This is a genomic window from Streptomyces botrytidirepellens (genome assembly GCF_003721215.1).
GTDB classification, from domain to species: Bacteria; Actinomycetota; Actinomycetes; order Streptomycetales; family Streptomycetaceae; genus Streptomyces; species Streptomyces himastatinicus.
Genome location: NZ_RIBZ01000221.1, coordinates 1 through 17,089 on the forward strand (window position 1 = coordinate 1; position 17,089 = coordinate 17,089).

At 72.6% G+C, this 17,089-nt stretch carries 14 protein-coding genes, 1 pseudogene and 1 riboswitch; of the genes and pseudogenes, 11 read left to right on the forward strand and 4 right to left on the reverse strand.

Going from position 1 to position 17,089, the window contains the following annotated elements; all coding sequences use genetic code 11:
• Positions 1-139: 139 nt before the first annotated feature.
• Together trpD and EEJ42_RS16540 are read left to right on the forward strand one after the other, a co-directional pair.
• Positions 140-1,219, forward strand: a complete 1,080-nt coding sequence (gene trpD, locus EEJ42_RS16535; protein ID WP_123100690.1) for an anthranilate phosphoribosyltransferase — start codon at positions 140-142, stop codon at positions 1,217-1,219.
• A 168-nt stretch (positions 1,220-1,387) separates the two neighbouring features.
• Positions 1,388-1,505: riboswitch (SAM riboswitch) on the forward strand.
• A 162-nt stretch (positions 1,506-1,667) separates the two neighbouring features.
• The gene (locus EEJ42_RS16540; protein ID WP_123100691.1) at positions 1,668-3,029 is read left to right on the forward strand and encodes an aminotransferase class V-fold PLP-dependent enzyme; all 1,362 of its coding nucleotides are present in this window, start codon (positions 1,668-1,670) and stop codon (positions 3,027-3,029) included.
• Here the strand turns inward: EEJ42_RS16540 and EEJ42_RS16545 are convergent, their stop codons facing one another.
• Both EEJ42_RS16545 and EEJ42_RS16550 read right to left on the reverse strand, forming a co-directional pair.
• The gene (locus tag EEJ42_RS16545) at positions 3,030-3,311 is read right to left on the reverse strand and encodes an Lrp/AsnC family transcriptional regulator (protein WP_123100692.1); all 282 of its coding nucleotides are present in this window, start codon (positions 3,309-3,311) and stop codon (positions 3,030-3,032) included.
• Positions 3,308-4,018, reverse strand: coding sequence for a rhomboid family intramembrane serine protease (locus EEJ42_RS16550; protein WP_184503123.1), 711 nt, complete (start codon positions 4,016-4,018; stop codon positions 3,308-3,310). The genes EEJ42_RS16545 and EEJ42_RS16550 overlap by 4 nt, the downstream gene beginning before the upstream one ends.
• A gap of 142 nt (positions 4,019-4,160) precedes the next feature.
• Between EEJ42_RS16550 and EEJ42_RS16555 the strand changes: the two genes are divergently transcribed.
• The 4 genes from EEJ42_RS16555 to EEJ42_RS16570 all read left to right on the forward strand — a co-directional run bounded on the left by EEJ42_RS16555 (position 4,161) and on the right by EEJ42_RS16570 (position 8,345).
• Positions 4,161-4,406: a hypothetical protein gene (locus EEJ42_RS16555; RefSeq protein WP_123100693.1), complete on the forward strand. Its 246-nt coding sequence runs from the start codon at positions 4,161-4,163 to the stop codon at positions 4,404-4,406.
• 19 nt (positions 4,407-4,425) lie between these two features.
• On the forward strand, positions 4,426-5,787 hold the full coding sequence (locus EEJ42_RS16560) for an NYN domain-containing protein (protein WP_123100694.1): 1,362 nt from the start codon (positions 4,426-4,428) through the stop codon (positions 5,785-5,787).
• 262 nt (positions 5,788-6,049) lie between these two features.
• Positions 6,050-7,075, forward strand: a complete 1,026-nt coding sequence (locus EEJ42_RS16565; RefSeq protein ID WP_123100695.1) for a C40 family peptidase — start codon at positions 6,050-6,052, stop codon at positions 7,073-7,075.
• A gap of 181 nt (positions 7,076-7,256) precedes the next feature.
• Positions 7,257-8,345 carry a C40 family peptidase gene (locus EEJ42_RS16570; protein WP_123100696.1) on the forward strand — a complete coding sequence of 363 codons (1,089 nt, stop codon included), beginning with the start codon at positions 7,257-7,259 and terminating at the stop codon, positions 8,343-8,345.
• On the opposite strand, the pseudogene EEJ42_RS16575 reads toward EEJ42_RS16570, so the two are convergent.
• Positions 8,342-9,476 (reverse strand): annotated as a pseudogene (locus EEJ42_RS16575) (RNA-guided endonuclease InsQ/TnpB family protein). The gene EEJ42_RS16570 and the pseudogene EEJ42_RS16575 overlap by 4 nt on opposite strands.
• 259 nt (positions 9,477-9,735) lie before the next feature.
• Between EEJ42_RS16575 and EEJ42_RS16580 the strand changes: the two are divergent.
• Positions 9,736-11,010 carry a hypothetical protein gene (locus EEJ42_RS16580; protein ID WP_425472918.1) on the forward strand — a complete coding sequence of 425 codons (1,275 nt, stop codon included), beginning with the start codon at positions 9,736-9,738 and terminating at the stop codon, positions 11,008-11,010.
• Between the two features lie 336 nt (positions 11,011-11,346).
• On the forward strand, positions 11,347-12,489 hold the full coding sequence (locus EEJ42_RS16590) for a glycosyltransferase family 4 protein (RefSeq protein ID WP_123100698.1): 1,143 nt from the start codon (positions 11,347-11,349) through the stop codon (positions 12,487-12,489).
• A gap of 53 nt (positions 12,490-12,542) precedes the next feature.
• On the opposite strand, the gene EEJ42_RS16595 is transcribed toward EEJ42_RS16590, so the two are convergent.
• The gene (locus EEJ42_RS16595; protein ID WP_123100699.1) at positions 12,543-14,339 is read right to left on the reverse strand and encodes an AMP-dependent synthetase/ligase; all 1,797 of its coding nucleotides are present in this window, start codon (positions 14,337-14,339) and stop codon (positions 12,543-12,545) included.
• A gap of 253 nt (positions 14,340-14,592) precedes the next feature.
• Between EEJ42_RS16595 and EEJ42_RS16600 the strand changes: the two genes are divergently transcribed.
• The 3 genes from EEJ42_RS16600 to EEJ42_RS16610 form a co-directional block, all read left to right on the forward strand.
• A complete protein-coding gene (locus EEJ42_RS16600) occupies positions 14,593-15,363 on the forward strand; it encodes a metallophosphoesterase family protein (protein WP_123100700.1) in 771 nt (256 codons plus the stop codon).
• A gap of 66 nt (positions 15,364-15,429) precedes the next feature.
• Positions 15,430-15,867, forward strand: coding sequence for an SRPBCC family protein (locus EEJ42_RS16605; RefSeq protein ID WP_123100701.1), 438 nt, complete (start codon positions 15,430-15,432; stop codon positions 15,865-15,867).
• Positions 15,868-15,991: 124 nt separating this feature from the next.
• On the forward strand, positions 15,992-17,089 hold a 1,098-nt coding region (locus EEJ42_RS16610; protein WP_148081980.1), incomplete at its 3' end, for an ArsA family ATPase.

Sequence of the window (17,089 nt, forward strand, 5' to 3'; positions counted from 1 at the left end):
CTGACGCCACAGACCAGGGCCCCGGCCCGGACCTCACCGTCCGGGCCGGGGCCCTGGTCGTGGATATGAACGTCTTCCGCGCCGATAGGCTTGGCCTGATCGAGCGCTGATCGAGCCATGAGACACTCAGGAGCGGACCATGGACGTTGTGACCCCAGCCGGAGGCGACAGCACCGCGACGGCCCGCACCTGGCCGGACGTGCTCAGCTCCCTCCTCGACGGCCGGGACCTCGGCGCCGACGACACCGCCTGGGCCATGGACCGCATCATGCGCGGCGAGGCCACCGACGCACAGATCGCCGGGTTCGCGGTCGCGCTGCGGGCCAAGGGCGAGACTGTCGCCGAGCTGTCCGGCCTCGTCCGCGCGATGTACGGGCACGCCAAGACGATCGAGGTGCCCGGGCCGACCGTCGACATCGTCGGCACGGGTGGCGACCGCGCCAAGACTGTCAACATCTCGACGATGTCCGCCCTCGTGGCGGCCGGGGCGGGCGCGCGCGTGGTCAAGCACGGCAACCGCGCCTCGTCCTCCGCGAGCGGCGCCTCCGACGTCCTGGAGAAGCTCGGCGTCAACCTGGATCTGAGCCCGGCGCGGGTGGCCGAGATCGCCGAGGAAGCGGGCATCACCATGTGCTTCGCGGTCAAGTTCCACCCGTCGCTGCGGCACGTCGCGGCGGCCCGCCGCGAGCTGGGCATCGCCACCCCGTTCAACTTCCTCGGCCCGCTCACCAACCCGGCCCGGGTCCGCTGCCAGGTCACGGGCGTCGCCGACGCCCGAATGGCGCCGATCATGGCCGGGGTGCTGGCCGAGCGCGGCTCCTCGGCGCTGGTCTTCCGGGGCGACGACGGCCTGGACGAGCTGACCGTCACCGCGACCTCCCAGGTGTGGGTGGTGCGGGACGGCACGGTCCGCCGGGAGACGTTCGACCCGCGCGACATCGGCTTCGACCTGGCCCCGGTGGAGGCGCTGCGAGGCGCCGACGCCTCCCACAACGCGGACGTGGCCCGCCGCCTGCTGGCGGGCGAGACGGGCCCGGTCCGCGACGCGGTCCTCCTGAACTCGGCCGCCGCGCTGGCGACCCTCGACTGGGACGCCGAGCCGGTGGGCACCCCGCTCCCGGCCCGCATCGCCGCGGGCGTCACCCGAGCCGCCGCCTCGATCGACTCGGGCGCGGCGAGGGAGTCCCTGGAACGCTGGGTCCGGGCGAGCAACGCGTAGCGGCGGGCGCCCCGCCCCAGCCCCTCCGGGCGTACAACCCAGCCCCTCCGGCGTTTGAGGAGCGAGGTCCGGGGCGGAGCCCCGGTTTCGGGAAGGGGCGGGGTGGGGGATCGTCCAGCATGCGGACGCGCGGTGGCCACCGCGCAGCGGCGTGGCATAATCCCCCCAGGTCACGAGCGACAGCGACTTCGGCCCCGGCCCGCTGTCCGGCAACCCTCCGTCCGTGGCGGGGTGCCCCGGGTGATGACCAGGCCGCCCGCAGCGAGGCGTGCGGCAAGCGCGGACCCCTCGCACTAGGGGTCCTGGTGGTCGAGGGAGTTCTTCCGTGACGCAGCGAATGCGCTAGGGCCGCAGCGCCCCGTTTTCCCCCTGCTCCGCGCGGAGCCCACCGTGCACCGTGCGTTGAGCGAGTTTCCGCATGCTCGCAACCCCATCGGGAGAATTCGCCATGTCCGTGTGCCCTTCTGCTGTCGAGACCTCCGCCCCGCTCGCCGTCCTCGGCAGTGACGTCACCGTGCCCCTGGTCACCGGCGGTGAGGTGACCTACGCAGCCCTCGACTACGCGGCCAGCGCGCCCGCCCTGCGGCGGGTGTGGGACGACGTCGCCGCCTACGCCCCGTACTACGGCAGCGTCCACCGCGGCGCGGGGTACCTGTCGCAGCTGTCGACGGACCTCTTCGAGACGAGCCGCAAGGACGTGGCGGCGTTTCTGGGGTGCCGGGAGGACGACCAGGTGGTCTTCACCCGCTCGACCACCGACTCGCTCAACCTGCTGGCCGCCGCGCTGCCCACCGGCACGGAGGTGTTCGTGTTCGAGACCGAGCACCACGCCTCGCTGCTGCCGTGGGAGCAGCGGGAGGACACCCGGGTGACCTACCTGAGCGCGCCGCGCTCGTCGCGGGAGGCCGTGGAGACGCTGGAGAAGGCGCTGGCGGGGCGGGACGGAGGCCCGGCGCTGGTGTGCGTGACGGGTGCGTCGAACGTGACGGGCGAGCTGTGGCCGGTGCGGGAGCTGGCCGCGGCGGCGCACGCGCGGGGCGCCCGTATCGTGCTGGACGCCGCGCAGCTGGCCCCGCACCACCCGGTGGACATCGCGGAGGCGGACGTGGACTGGGTGGCGTTCTCGGGGCACAAGCTGTACGCGCCGTTCGGGGCGGGCGTCCTGGCGGGCCGGGCCGACTGGCTGCGCGAGGCGCGGCCGTATCTGGCGGGCGGCGGCGCGAGCCGCAAGGTCGCGCGGCGGGACGACGGCGGGGTGGACGTCGAGTGGCACACCACCGCGGCGCGGCACGAGGCCGGTTCGCCGAACGTGATCGGCGTGTACGCGATCGCCTCGGCGTGCAGGGCGCTGTCCGAGGCCGGGTTCGACGGCCTGGTGGCGCGGGAGCGGCAGCTGATCGCGACCGTGCGGGAGGGGCTGGCGGAGGTGCCCGAGGTGCGGCTGCTGTCGCTGTTCGGCGACGACGCGCCGCGCGTGGGGGTGCTGTCGTTCGTGGTGGAGGGCTGGAACAGCTCGCACTTCGCGGCGGCGCTGTCCGCGGAGTACGGCATCGGCGTACGGGACGGGCTGTTCTGCGCGCATCCGCTGGTGCGGACCCTGCTGGGCAGCGAGCCCGGCGACCAGGGGGAGTGCGGCGCGCCCGAGGCCGCCCCGGGGGAGCGCTCCCTGAACGCGATCCGCGTCAGCTTCGGCGCGGGCACCCCGGACGAGCATGTGGAGCGCTTCGTCCGGGCGGTGAAGGAGCTGGTCCGGGACGGCGCGAAGTGGGACTACCGCACGGAGGACGGCCGCTGCGTCCCCGCCCGCTAGTCAGCTGTCGAGACCGATGGCGAACGCGGCTTCCAGGTCGTGCTGGGAGTAGGTGCGGAACGCGATGTGGGTCTCGGTGGAGGCCACGCCGGGGACCTTGGAGATCTGGCCCGGGATGATGTCCGCGAGGTCGTCGTGCTGGGCCACCCGCACCATGGCGATCAGATCGTGCGCCCCGGTGACCGAGTAGACCTCGCTCACGCCCTCGATCGCGGCGATCTTCTCGGCGATCTCCGGGATCCGGTCCACGCTGGTCTTGATGAGCACGATCGAAGTGATCACGGCTGGCTTTCTCCCTCGCTGGACCTGGCTGCGCCGCCCACTCTATCCGGCCGCCCGAAGCGGGCCCACGCGTAGAGAAAACCCAGGGTGAAGCCCACGAGATGGGCGAGGTAGGCCACTCCGGGGCGGGCGTCGGCCTGGCGGGCGGCGAGCCACTGGAGGGTGACCCAGAAGATCAGTACGGCCCAGGCGGGGAAGCGCAGCGGGAGGAAGAACAGGAACGGGAACAGGCTCGTCACCCGGGCGCGCGGAAAGAGCCATAAAAAGGCGCCGAGAACGCCGGAAATGGCGCCGGAGGCGCCGACCAGCGTCTGCGGGGAGGAGGCGTGGGCGGCGGCGTAGCCGAGCAGCGCGAGATAGCCGGTGACGAGGTAGAAGAGGGCGAAGTGCATACGCCCCATGCGCTCCTCGGTCATCGCCCCGAAGACGTAGAGGAACAGCATGTTGCCGAGGAGATGCAGCCAGTTGCCGTGGACGAAGAGCGCGGTCAGCGGGGTCAGCGGCTCGGCGGGGGTGCCGCTCCACAGGGCGCTGGGGACGACTCCCCAGCGCTCGAAGTACGAGGTCTGGGCCTGGAGGAGGTCTCCGCCGGAGCCGTAGCGGGGGTCGAGCCCGGAGGCCGGTCCGAGGACGAAGATCAGGCAGCAGGTGACGATGAGGGTGTACGTCATCACGGGACGGCCGGACTCCGCCGACTTCTCGATCATGGGCAGATCATCGCGTACCCGGCACAACCTGCACAGAGCGCCTCGCCGCCGCCCGGGGGCGGGGTACGGGCCCGACAACGCCCGGGGCTCAGGCCGTAGGGTTACAGGACGCCGATGAGCCGAGTAGCGAGGACCCGACACCATGGCCGTTCCCACGCCGACAGCCGAGACCCGCTGGCGCTGCACGCTGTGCGGCAACCTCACCCGTTTCGATGTGACCCGTTCGACGAAGGCCGTCGAGTTCATCCACCTGGACCTGGCGGGGGAGCCTCGGGTCGAGGAGCGCGATGTGGTCAGTGAGACCATTGAGTCAGTGCGTTGTCGCTGGTGCAACGCGGTCGACCAGATCGAGCTGGTGGACCGTCCGAGTGCGAATACGAGCGCCTGAGACACGGAGCGAGGAGAAGGTGGTGGACCGGACGGGCGGCCGCGAGGCGGCCGGTGACGCCGAGGGCGTCACCGAGGCGCTGGACCGCCCCCTGCCGGAAGGGGTGCGGCGGCGCGTGGTGGCGCTGGTCGCGGATGCGTTCGGTGGTCTGACGGTCACCGAACTGCCACCCCAGCTGCGGCAGTACGCCCGTTTCACCCCGAACCGGCGCGCGAAGTTCGCGGGCAACGCGATGGCCGCCGCGGTGGAGAGCGACCCCGTCTTCCGGCAGCGGATCGGACAGCGGCTGCGCGAGACCCAGACGGAGCTGACCGAGGCCATCGAGGGCGGTTCGCCGCCCGCGGCCGCGGATCCGGTGGACGTCGCGGCGGTGGCGTACGTACTGCGCCCCGCGGGCTGGGTGAAGCTCGTCGAGGCGGCGGGCGAGGAGGCCCAGCGGGCGTCGGCCGAGCGGGCGGGCGAGGAGGCCGAGCGCGAGCTCCAGCGGCTGCGCGACGAACTGGCCGCCGCCCGGGCCGCGGCGCGCAAGGAATCCGACCGGGTCCGCGCCGAGCTGGACGCGGCCCGCAAGGAGACGGACGCGGTGCAGCGCAAGCTGCGCAGCGCGCAGAGCGATGTGAAGCGCGGGGCGGCGGCGCTGCGCAAGGTCGAGGGCGAGCTGGAGACCGTGCGGTCGGAGGCCGCGACGCGGCAGGCGGCCGCCGACGGTGAGGCGCGGCGGCTGCGGGCCCGGCTGGCGGAGGCGGAGTCCGCGCTGGAGGCGAGCCGGCGGGCGGTGCGCGAGGGCCGCAGCGTGGAGGACATGCGGCTGCGGCTGCTGCTGGACACGGTGCTGGACGCGGCCCAGGGGCTGCGCCGCGAACTGGCGCTGCCGCCCGCGTCGATGCACCCGGGGGACACGGTGGACGCGGTCGAGCCGGGCAAGATGACGCCGAAGGACATAGCGACCAGGGCGCTGTCGGAGATGGATCCGGCGCTGCTGGACCAGTTGCTGGCCCTGCCGCAGGCACATCTGGTGGTGGACGGCTACAACGTCACCAAGACCGGCTATCCGACGATGCCGTTGGAGAAGCAGCGGCTGCGGCTGCTGGGCGGGCTCGCGGTGCTCGCGGCGCAGACGGGCGCGGAGATGACGTGTGTCTTCGACGGGGCGGAGCTGGCCGCTCCGGTGCTGCTGGCGCCGCCGCGCGGCGTCCGGGTGCTGTTCAGCAAGCCCGGGGTGACGGCGGACGAGCTGATCCGGCAGCTGGTACGGGCCGAGCCGCCGGGCCGTCCGGTGGTCGTGGTGTCGACCGACCGCGAGGTCGCGGACGGGGTCGCACGCGCCGGAGCGCGCCCCGTGGCATCGGCGCTGTTGCTGAAGCGCCTTGCGCGCACCTGACGGCCGATAACCATCAGCACAGCGTCAATTGGCCGTCACTGCCCGTGCGATGTTTGTAAAAGATGCGTCCCTGGCCGATTTTTTTGTCGTCGGGATTTGAACGGATCACGGCAGGGTCACTAATGTCGGCTCGAACCTTCGCTCGGTTGATCACCCATCCGGGGTGACAGCGGGGGTACCGCCGAGTCCGCGGCGTATCCGCGGAGCCGGGGGCGCGTTTCAACCCCTGGTAGGCGGCCGGAGGAAGAAGGAGCTCGCCTTCGTGGCGTCCCACCGTCGACCCAAGCAGCCGAGCCGCACTCGGGTATCCGTACTCACGGCGACCGCCGCAGCCGCCGTCGCGCTCACGTCCCAGGCCGCCCAGGCCGCTCCGAAGCAGGACAAGAAGGACGTCAAGGAGCAGGTCGACAAGCTCTACGAAGAGGCGGAGGCGGCGACCGAGAAGTACAACGGCGCCAAGGAGAAGCAGGAGAAGCTGGAGAGCCAGGTCGGCGACCTCCAGGACAACGTGGCGCGCGGCCAGCAGGACCTGAACAAGCTGCGCGACGGACTGGGTTCGATGGCCACCGCCCAGTACCGCACCGGCGGTATCGACCCCTCCGTACAGCTGATCCTCTCCTCCGACCCGGATACCTACCTCGACAAGGCGTCCACCCTCGACCAGGTGAGCGGCAAGCAGGCCGAGGCCCTGCGGAAGATCGCCGACAAGCAGCGCACGCTCAAGCAGCAGCGCGAGGAGGCGTCCACCAAGCTCCAGGACCTGGCGGACACCCGGAAGGCCCTGGGCGAGAAGAAGAAGCAGATCCAGGGCAAGCTCACCAAGGCCCGCAACCTCCTCAACACGCTCACCGAGCAGGAGCGCGCGAAGATGGCGGAGGAGGAGCGGGAGCGCGCCAGCCGCGCCAGCAGCCGCGCCGACCTGGGCAGTGAGGTGCCCGACTCGCAGCGTGCCGCCGCCGCGCTGGCCGCCGCCAAGACCAAGATCGGCTCGCCGTACGTCTGGGGCGCCACCGGACCGTCCTCCTTCGACTGCTCCGGCCTCACCGGCTGGGCGTACCAGCAGGCCGGGGTCCAGCTGCCGCGCATCTCCCAGGACCAGGCCAACGCCGGTACGCAGATCGGCCGCGGCGAGCTCAAGCCCGGCGACCTGGTGCTGTTCTACGGCGACCTGCACCACATAGGCCTGTACGCGGGCAACGGGCAGGTGCTGCACGCCCCCAAGCCCGGTGCCGGTGTGCGCTTCGAGTCGATGGACAACATGCCGTTCCAGTTCGGCGTGCGGGTCTGACGACGACGTCCGTTCGGGCGAATCAGGACAACTCCCCACGACTCCCGCCCCGTCGGTGACCTGCGGTCTCCGGCGGGGCGTCAGTTTGTGTGCCCGCGATCGGCTTTGGACCCCGGGTGGTGGTGCCGCTACTGTCTGCGCGCAGTTCCTCACCGACTCCGCGGAAGGGAGTGCGGCTCCCATGGCGTCCTCTCGCCGCGTCTCGAAGCCCCGGCCCGTCCGGGCCACCGTCGTCTGGACCGCCGCATCGGCGGCCGCCGCCACGGGCGCCGTGCTGGCCGCCCCGGCCGGGGCCGAACCCCACGACACCCCGGCGGACCGCCCCGCGGACCGCACCGCCGCCGACCGGATCGACCGGCTCTACGAGCAGGCGGAGCGGGCCACCGAGCGCTACAACGCGGCCGGCACCCGCGCCCACCGGCTGCGCCGCGAGACGGACCGCCTCCGGGACCGCGCGGCCCGCGCCCAGGAGCGGGTCAACCGGATGCGGGTGGCGCTCGGCGCGATCGCGGGCGGGCAGTACCGTACCGGCGGCTTCGACCCGGGCCTCGCCCTCCTCCTCTCCTCCGACCCGGCCCACTACCTCGACCGGGCCGTCATGCTGGACCGCATCACCAGCCGCCAGGCCGGTCAGTTGCGGGTCCTGGCCCGCGCCCAGCGCACCCTGCGGCAGCAGCGCGCGGAGGCCGCGGACCGGCTGCTGAAGCTGGAGCGCAGCCGCCTGGCGGTCGCCCGCCACAAGCGCGAGGTGCAGCGCAAGCTGGCCACCGCGCGACGGCTGCTGGGCGCGCTGCGGCCGGGGGAGTGGGAGGCGTACGCACGCGCCTCGCGCGCCGGGGACGGGCACGGGGCGCACGCCGTGCCGGGCGCGACCCCCGGTGGCTCCTACGCAACACCTGCTCTGCCGCCGTCCTCGCCGCGCGCCGCCGCGGCGTTCGGCGCGGCGCGGGCCGCGGTCGGCCTGCCGTACGCCTGGGGGCAGGCCGGGCCCACCGCCTTCGACTGCTCCGGGCTGACCCAATGGGCCTACCGCCGGGCCGGGGTGGCGATCCCGCGCACCTCCCAGGCCCAGGCGCACACCGGGCAGTCCGTGCCGCTGTCCCAGGCCCGCCCCGGCGACCTGGTCGTCTACCGCTCCGACGCCGGGCACGTCGCCATGTACGCCGGGGGCGGCCGGGTGATCCACGCGCCCCACCCCGGCGCGGCGGTCCGCTACGACCCCGTCGGCATGATGCCGATCTTTTCCATCACCCGCGTGTCAACGGCCTAGGACTGAAGTCCCGGGATTGCACAACGGGCGCCACTGGCTGTGGTGCTGGGTTTGCGTCCTGTCCCAGGCTCCGGTTCGGGGAGTGGGGCTGGGGCGGTTGACTGCGCCCCGCGTCGTCACAATGCCCACGCTCTCGCGCGGATGTTGCGGGAGCTGTTCCGGTCTGCGTGATCAACGAACCCGCAGTTCCGGCACACGAACCAGGCCTGGGAGATCCGGTTCGCTTTGTCGATGTGGCCGCATTCGGCGCAGGTGCGGGAGGCGTACGCCGGATCGACGTGCACCACCGGCACCCCTGCCCTGCGGGCCCTGTACGCGATGAACTGACCCAGCTGTGCGAAGGACCAGCTGGAGTGGGTGGCCCGTTGGGGCTTGCGAAGCCGTACCCGCTCACGGATGCCCGTCAGGTCTTCCAGAGCGATCCCGCGACCGGTGCGTTCTGCCTCGGCCACCACATGTTTCGCGATCTTGTGGTTGATGTCCCTGGCCCGCCGGGCCTCCTTGCGCTGCCGCTTCTTCAAGCGGCGTTTGGCGGATGGGGTGTTCTTCTTCTGTAGTTTGGTGCGGAGCGTGCGCTCCCGGGCGCGGATGCGGCACTTCGCAGGTGGCGTTGAGGAACCACATGCCGTTCCGGCATACGAGGTCGGACTCGCCCTTCCGGTGGAGCGCCAGGGTGGCCAGTTGTTCCGGCGCGGCGGTGAATGCCACGTCCTTCACCCGCCCGGCAGTGGTCCAGATCGAGATGCGGCGCTGGTCGATCTGCCAGGACAGCATCCGGTCGTCGTAAGGCTGCGCGCCCTGCGGGCGGAAGGCGATCGGCTTCTCCACCGCCCTTCGGTACCGCTTCGAGCCCGGCCTGCCCAGGTTCCCGGCTTTCAGGCCTGCCTGCAGCGTCGCGTAGGCGTCGCAGGTCTTCTTGATGACGTGCTGGGCGGCCTGCGCCCCCAGCCCCCAGCGGGCCTTGATCTGACGGTAGGTGTGCTCGCGCAGCGCGAAATTACTCGTCACATTCTTCTCGAACGCCACGCCGCTGGCCCAGGTCGCCGCTTCGTTGCAGGCGCGCAGGGTCGCCTCCAGCGCCGCCGCCTGCACGGGCGTCGGCAACAGCCTGACCTGCACCACCAGCTTCACGATCAGCAAACTACACAGACGTACGACTGCCCGCCGTATGTTCACCACTCATCACTCGACCGAGTGAACCCGCTACCGCGGGGACGCGGCACCGGCTCCGCCGCACACGACACCCGGCCGCTTCGCGACCGAGCACGCACAGCGGTATCGCAGCGCTCCGCGCCGCGACCACGAGGATGCAGTTCCTCCCAGGACCGAAGCCCTGGGGTTCCTCGCAAGAATCTGCTGAAGCACGGCGGCGGCTCGTACGATCTATGGCGTGACGGGTCGGTGGAGATCGGGGCGATGGCGGACGGCACTCTGTCTGCCGGTGGTGTGGGCGCTGCCGCTGGCCGCGCTCACCGGGTGCGGCACGACCGTTCCGCCCGACGACCCCGCGGGGCGCGACGGGCGCGCCGTACAGCGCATGCTCGACCAGCGGGCCGCGGCGGTACGCGGCAGGGACGCGGGCGCCTTCCTCGCCACCGTCGACCGCGGCTCGGCCCGTTACCGGGCCGAGCAGCGGCAGGTGTTCCGCCGCCTGTCCGCCGTACCGCTGCGCTCCTGGACGTACCGGCTGGTGCACACCGGCGGCTTCCGGCCCGCCGTCGGCAGCGGCCGCCGCCTCGCCGCGCAGGTCGAACTCCGCTACCGGCTCGCCGGATACGACACCGCCCCCGTCGTCGCCCCGCAGTACCTGACGCTCGCGCAGCGCGACGGCCGGTGGTTCGTCGCCGACGACGACGGCCGGGTCGACGGCAAACGCGGCGTCGACCAGCTGTGGGACCAGGGCCGGGTCGACGTCGTCCGCGGCAAGCACAGCCTCGTCCTCGGCGTCGGCCAGAACCGAAGGCTGCTGCGCGGTGTCGCCGCCACCGCCGACCGGGCCGTGCCCGCCCTCGACCGGGTCTGGCCCGGCTCCTGGGCCGGGCGCGTCGTCGTCGAGGTGCCCGCCTCGCTGGACCGGATGGCCGCCCTGCTGGGCGCCTCGGCGAGCGGCTACCGGGGCATCGCGGCCGTCACCACGGGCGAGGTCGGCGGCGCGAGCGACTCCTCACCGGCCGACCGCGTGATCGTCAACCCCGATGCGTACCGGGCGCTCGGTGACTTCGGCCGCCAGGTCGTGGTCACCCATGAGACGGCCCACGTCGCCACCCGTGCCGCCACCACCGCCGCCACCCCGCTGTGGCTCTCCGAGGGCTTCGCCGACTGGACCGGCTACCGCACCCCCGGGCGCACCCCGCGCCAAGTCGCCCCCGAACTTTCCGAGTCGGTCGCTTCCGGCCGTCTCCCGAAGGCCCTCCCGCCCGACGAGGCCTTCCGCTTCGGCAGCCGCCCCGACCGGCTCTCCGAGGCGTACGAACAGGGCTGGCTGGCCTGCCGCATGATCGCCGACCGCTGGGGCACGGGGAAGTTGGTCGCCCTGTACCGAGCGGTGGGCGCGGCTCCGCGGCGCGAGGGCGCGGTGGAGGCGGGCCTGCGCGATGTGCTGGACGTCAGCCTGACGGACTTCACGGCGGAGTGGCGCAAGTACGTGGCGGGCGTCCTGGGCTAGCCCCCACCCCGCCCCTCCCCGAAACCGGGGCTCCGCCCCGGACCCCGTACCGGGGCCGGCCCCCGGGGCTGGTGCGGCTCCGCCGGGTGGCGCCTGGGGTTTCGTCGCCGGGTGCGGGCCGGTGGCCGGGGTGTGCCCACCCGTTCCTCCCCCAGCTACCGCTGGGAGGTGCCCCCTCCGCGGAACGATTGCCCACAACCAGTTCAGCCCCGCCGGGCGTACACTCCAGCCCCTCCGGCGTTTGAGGAGCGGGGTCCGGGGCGGAGCCCCGGGTCGGGTAGGGGCGGGGTGGGGGACAAGGCACCGCGCCGCACCCACCCGGTACTGTCGGCCACGATGGACAAGACCCTGCTCGTGACGAACGACTTCCCGCCCCGCCCCGGCGGCATCCAGGCGTTCCTGCACAACATCGCCCTCCGCCTCGACCCGGAGCGCCTCGTCGTCTACGCCTCCACCTGGAAGCACGGCGAGGAGGGCAAACAGGCCACCGCCCGGTTCGACGCCGAGCAGCCGTTCCCCGTCATCCGCGACCGTACGACGATGCTGCTGCCCACGCCCCGCGTCACCCGCCGCGCCACCGAACTGCTGCGCGAGCACGGATGCGGCTCGGTGTGGTTCGGGGCCGCGGCCCCGCTGGGGCTGATGGCCCCGGCACTGCGCAAGGCGGGGGCCGAGCGGGCGGTGGCGACCACGCACGGGCACGAGGCGGCCTGGGCCCAGCTCCCTGCCTCCCGCGCGCTGCTGCGCCGGATCGGCGAGCGTACGGACACGATCACCTACCTCGGCGAGTACACCCGCTCCCGCATCGCGGAGGCCCTCACCCCCGAGGCCGCCGCCCGCATGGTGCAACTGCCGCCGGGCGTGGACGAGAAGACGTTCCACCCCGGCTCGGGCGGGGACGAGATCCGGGCCCGGCTGGGGCTCGCGGAGCGGCCGGTCGTGGTGTGCGTATCGCGGCTGGTGCCGCGCAAGGGGCAGGACACGCTGATCGAGGCGATGCCCCACATCCTGAAGCGGGTGCCGGCCGCGGTGCTGCTGATCGTGGGCGGCGGGCCGTACGAGAAGGATCTGCGGCGGCTCGCGGAGACGACGGGCGTGGCCGAATCCGTACGCTTCACCGGCCCGGTGCCGTGGGAGGAGCTGCCCGCCCACTACGGCGCGGGCGACGTGTTCGCCATGCCGTGCCGTACGCGGCGGGGCGGGCTGGACGTCGAGGGCCTGGGCATCGTCTACCTGGAGGCGTCCGCGACCGGGCTCCCGGTGGTCGCCGGGGACTCCGGCGGCGCGCCGGACGCGGTGCTGGAGGGCGAGACCGGGTGGGTGGTGCCGGGCGGCTCCGCGGAGCAGAGCGCGGAGCGGATCGTGGCCCTGCTGGAGGACGAGGCGCTGCGCCGCCGGATGGGCGAGCGGGGCCGCGCCTGGGTCGAGGAGCGCTGGCGCTGGGACCTGCTGGCGGACCGGCTGCGTTCGCTGCTGTAACGACAACGGGCCCGGGGAAGCCCGGGCCCGGTCCAAGACAAGCAGCGCGGCGCTCAGCCCCCGTACAGCGCCTCGATCTCCGTCGCGAAGTCCTTCGCCACCACGTTCCGCTTGAGCTTCAGCGACGGCGTCACGTGCCCCGAGTCCTCGGTGAACTGCTGCGTCAGCACCCGGAACTTCCGCACCGACTCCGCCTTCGAGACCGCCGCGTTGCCGTCGTCCACGGCCGTCTGGAGTTCGGCCAGCAGATCGGCGTCCTCGCGCAGGTCGGCTGCCGTCGCACCGTCCGGTTTGCCGTGTTCGGCGGCCCAGCGGGGCAGGAACTCCTCGTCCAGGGTGATCAGCGCGCCCACGAACGGGCGGCCGTCGCCGACGACCATGCACTCGGCGACCAGGGCGTGCGCCCGGATGCGGTCCTCGATCACCGCGGGGGCGACGTTCTTGCCGCCCGCGGTGATGATGATCTCCTTCTTGCGGCCGGTGATGGTGAGGTAGCCGTCCTCGTCGAGGGTGCCGACGTCCCCGGTGTGGAACCAGCCGTCGGCCAGCGCCTCCGCCGTCGCCGCCTCGTTGTTCCAGTACTCCGTGAACAGGTGGTCCCCGTGCAGCATCACCTCGCCGTCGTCGGCGATACGGACCACCGTGCCCGGCATCGGCTGGCCGACCGAGCCGATCTTCTGCCGGTCCCACGGGTTGAACGTGGTGGCCGCGCAGGACTCGGTCAGGCCGTACCCCTCCAGCACCGTGAAGCCGATGCCCCGGTAGAAGTGGCCGAGCCGCTCGCCCAGCGGGGCGCCGCCGGAGATGGCGTGGGTGGCGCGGCCGCCGAGGGCGGCGCGCAGCTTGCTGAAGACCAGCCGGTCGAAGACGCGGTGCTTGAGCCGGAGTCCGAAGGACGGCCCGGACTCGGTGTCCAGCGCCTTGCTGTAGGCGATGGCGGCGTCGACGGCCTTGTCGAAGATCTTTCCCTTGCCCTCGGCCTGGGCCTTGGCCCGCGCCGAGTTGTAGACCTTCTCGAAGACGCGCGGCACGCCCAGCACCAAGGTCGGCCGGAAGGCGGCGAGTTCATCCGTGAGCGTCTTGATGTCCGAAACGTGGCCGAGTTTGATCGGCGCCAGGACCGCGCAAATCTCCACCAATCGCCCGAAGACGTGCGCCTCCGGGAGGAACAGCAGCACGGAGGAGTCACCGGTGGAGAAGATGGGTTTGAGCCGCGCCACCGCGTTGCCGCATTCGGCGAAGAAGCTGCGGTGCGACAGGACACAGCCCTTGGGGCGGCCGGTGGTGCCCGAGGTGTAGACGATGGTGGCGGGGGAGTCCGCATTGGCGAGCGAGGAGCGCTCGTCCACCGTCTCGTCCTTGACGTCCGAACCCAGCGTCCGCAGCGTCCCGATCGCGTCGTCCTCGATCTGCCAGACGTGCTTCAGCGCGGGCAGGGTGTCCCGCACGGATTCCACTGCCGCCTCGTGCACGCCGGTCTCGACGAGGACCGCGACCGCGCCCGAGTCGCTGAGGATCCACTGCACCTGCTCCGGCGAACTCGTCTCGTACACCGGCACGGTGATGGCGCCCGCGCTCCAGATGGCGAAGTCCAGCAGCGTCCACTCGTAGCGGGTTCGCGACATCAGGCCGACCCGGTCGCCCGCCGACACCCCGGCCGCGATCAGGCCCTTGGCGGCGGCGCGCACCTCGGCCAGGAAGTCCGCCGCGGTGACGTCCTCCCACCGGCCGGCGACCTTGCGGCCGACCACCGCGACATCCGGGTGCTGCGCCGCGTTGCGTTGGATGAGGTCCGTCAGATTGCCGTCGGCCGGAACCTCGTAAAGGGCCGGAAGGCTGAACTCGCGCAAGACTGCTGCTCCTCGTGGGCGCCGGCGCCGCTACAGGGCAATGGGGGTGCTGGACTGCCCGGACGTTACCCATCGGTATGGCTGCGGGATAGGGGTTTCCGTACAGATGTTTTATGCGTCACACACCGCCTCCATGCTGCCCGCAGACTAGTGGACCGCCCTCGGGGCCCGGAAGGAACCGCAGGTGGACGCGGGTCACTGTGCGAACGGAACACCTTACGGACGGATGGTCACAGGTCTTAGGGTGACACGCATGCGAGTCCACGTGGTGAGTGACGTGCACGGGAACAGTCAGGATCTGGGGAAGGCGGGTGACGGGGCGGACGCCCTGATCTGCCTCGGCGACCTCGTCCTCTTCCTGGACTACGCAGACCACTCCCGCGGCATCTTCCCCGACCTCTTCGGCGTCGAGAACGCCGACCGCCTGGTCGAACTCCGCACCGCCCGCCGCTTCGAGGAGGCCCGCGAGCTGGGCAACCGGCTGTGGGACGGGATGGACCGCCACGCGGCCATCGAGTCAGCCGTACGCAGGCAATACGCCGAACTGTTCGCCGCCTTTCCCGCCCCGACGTACGCCACCTACGGCAATGTCGACATACCGGCGCTCTGGCCGGAATACGCCGAATCCGGCACCACGATCCTCGACGGCGAGCGGGTCGAGATCGGCGGTCTCGTCTTCGGCTTCGTCGGCGGGGGCTTGCGCACCCCGATGCGCACCCCGTACGAGATCGACGACGAGGCGTACGCCGAGAAGATCGCGGCACTCGGCGGCCGCGGCGAGGTGGACGTGCTGTGCACCCACATCCCGCCCGAGGTGCCGGACCTCTGCTACGACACCGTCGCCCGCCGCTTCGAGCGCGGCAGCGAGGCGCTGCTGGACGCGATCCACACCCTCCGGCCCCGCTATTCGCTGTTCGGCCATGTCCATCAGCCGCTCGCCCGCCGCATGCGGATCGGCGCCACCGAATGCGTCAACGTCGGACACTTCGCCTCCTCCGGGACCCCCTGGACCCTGGAGTGGTGACCCACCCGCGATAGCCTTCACCGGCAGACACCCCATGCGGCGGACCGGTACGGAGGAGCCACGGCGATGGCGGAACACACCAGCTCGAGCATCACGATCGAGGCGGCCCCGGCCGACGTGATGGAGGTGATCGCCGACTTCGACCGTTACCCGGAGTGGTCCGGTGAGGTGAAGGAGGCCGACATCCTCACCAAGGACGGGCAGGGGCGCGGCGAGCAGGTGCGGATGGTGCTCGACGCCGGGGCCATCAAGGACGACTACACGCTCCAGTACACCTGGAGCGGCGACCAGGTCAGCTGGTCCCTGCTCAAGTCCCAGATGCTGCGCACCCTCGACGGCTCCTACCGGCTGGCCCCGCTGGACGGCGGCAAGAGCACCGAGGTGACGTACCAGCTCACCGTCGACGTCAAGATCCCCATGCTCGGCATGATCAAGCGCAAGGCCGAGAAGGTCATCATCGACCGGGCGCTCGCGGGCCTGAAGAAGCGCGTCGAGGCGGCCTAGCCTTCCATCGGCGCGCGCCCGCCATCGGGCCGGGCGCGGGCCGGTGGCGGGGTACGCTCCGGCGGGGGCGGCCACCGGGAGCCGCACCGCACACCTACGTACCACCCTGCCGGAGGCTCTCTTCATGCGTACGGTCCTCGTCACCGGTACGGGCGGCGCGGGCCGCACCACCGTGGCCGCCGCGACCGCCCTCGCCGCCGCCCGCGAGGGACAGCGCACCCTGCTGCTCACCGCGGACCGGGACGGCACGCCCGAGGCACTGCTCGGCATCGGCCCGCTGCGCGGCGCGCCCGGGCGCAGCGCCGACCGGCTGCCGTGGTCCGTACCCGTCGCGCTGACCCCCGGGCTGTGGGCCGCGCGGGTCGTGACCGAGGAGTGGTTCCGCGACGAGCTGACCGTCCTCCAGGACCGCGGCCGCGGCATGCTCGACATGCTGGGCTCGACCCCGCTGGACGGCGAGGAGCTGACCGCGCTCCCCGGTGTGGAGTCGGTCGCGCTGCTGCGCGCGCTGCGCGCCGCGCAGACCGCCCCGCCCGGCACCGGCTGGGACGTCCTCGTGGTCGACCTGCCGCCCGCGCCGGAGACCGTCGCCCTGCTCGCCCTGCCCGAACAGCTGCGCCGCTACCTGCGGCGGCTGCTGCCCGCCGAGCGGCAGGCGGCCCGCGCGCTGCGGCCGATGCTGGCGCAGCTGGCCGGGATGCCGATGCCCGCGCAGAAGCTGTACGAGCTGGCCGAGCGCTGGGAGCACGAGCTGGCCGCCGTCCAGGGCGTCCTGGAGTCGGAGGCCACGACCGTACGGGTGGTGGTGGAGCCCGGGCCGCTCGCCGACCGCGCGCTGCGCACCGCCCGCGCCGGGCTCGCCCTCCACGGCTGCCGGGTGGAGTCGGTCGTCGCCAACCGGCTGCTGCCCACCGGCACCCCCGACCCCTGGCTCGGGGCGCTGTCCGGGCAGCAGCAGGCCGCGCTGAAGGACCTGTACGAGCAGTGGGCACCGGCCGTGCCGGTCCGCGAGCTGCCGCACCTGGGCTGCGATCCGCAGGGCCTCGGCGACGCCACCGATGCCGCCGACACCGCCGACAACGGCCCCGGTAACGCCCCCGGCGTGGTCTCCGGGGTGGTGGTCTCCGGCGGGGGCGGCGCGCCCCGCCCGACCGCCGGTCTCGGCGCGCTGGCCGGTCCCGTCGGGGCGCCCGACCCGCGGCCGGACCGCCCGGCGGCCGAC

Bases quoted from the DNA above. Each gene is read 5' to 3' on its own strand.
- EEJ42_RS16605 (WP_123100701.1), top strand. From the start codon at position 15,430: ATGGCGGAACACACCAGCTCGAGCATCACGATCGAGGCGGCCCCGGCC.
- EEJ42_RS16555 (WP_123100693.1), top strand. From the start codon at position 4,161: ATGGCCGTTCCCACGCCGACAGCCGAGACCCGCTGGCGCTGCACGCTG.
- EEJ42_RS16570 (WP_123100696.1), top strand. From the start codon at position 7,257: ATGGCGTCCTCTCGCCGCGTCTCGAAGCCCCGGCCCGTCCGGGCCACC.
- trpD (WP_123100690.1), top strand. From the start codon at position 140: ATGGACGTTGTGACCCCAGCCGGAGGCGACAGCACCGCGACGGCCCGC.
- EEJ42_RS16550 (WP_184503123.1), bottom strand. From the start codon at position 4,018: ATGATCGAGAAGTCGGCGGAGTCCGGCCGTCCCGTGATGACGTACACC.
- EEJ42_RS16600 (WP_123100700.1), top strand. From the start codon at position 14,593: ATGCGAGTCCACGTGGTGAGTGACGTGCACGGGAACAGTCAGGATCTG.
- EEJ42_RS16540 (WP_123100691.1), top strand. From the start codon at position 1,668: ATGTCCGTGTGCCCTTCTGCTGTCGAGACCTCCGCCCCGCTCGCCGTC.
- EEJ42_RS16590 (WP_123100698.1), top strand. From the start codon at position 11,347: ATGGACAAGACCCTGCTCGTGACGAACGACTTCCCGCCCCGCCCCGGC.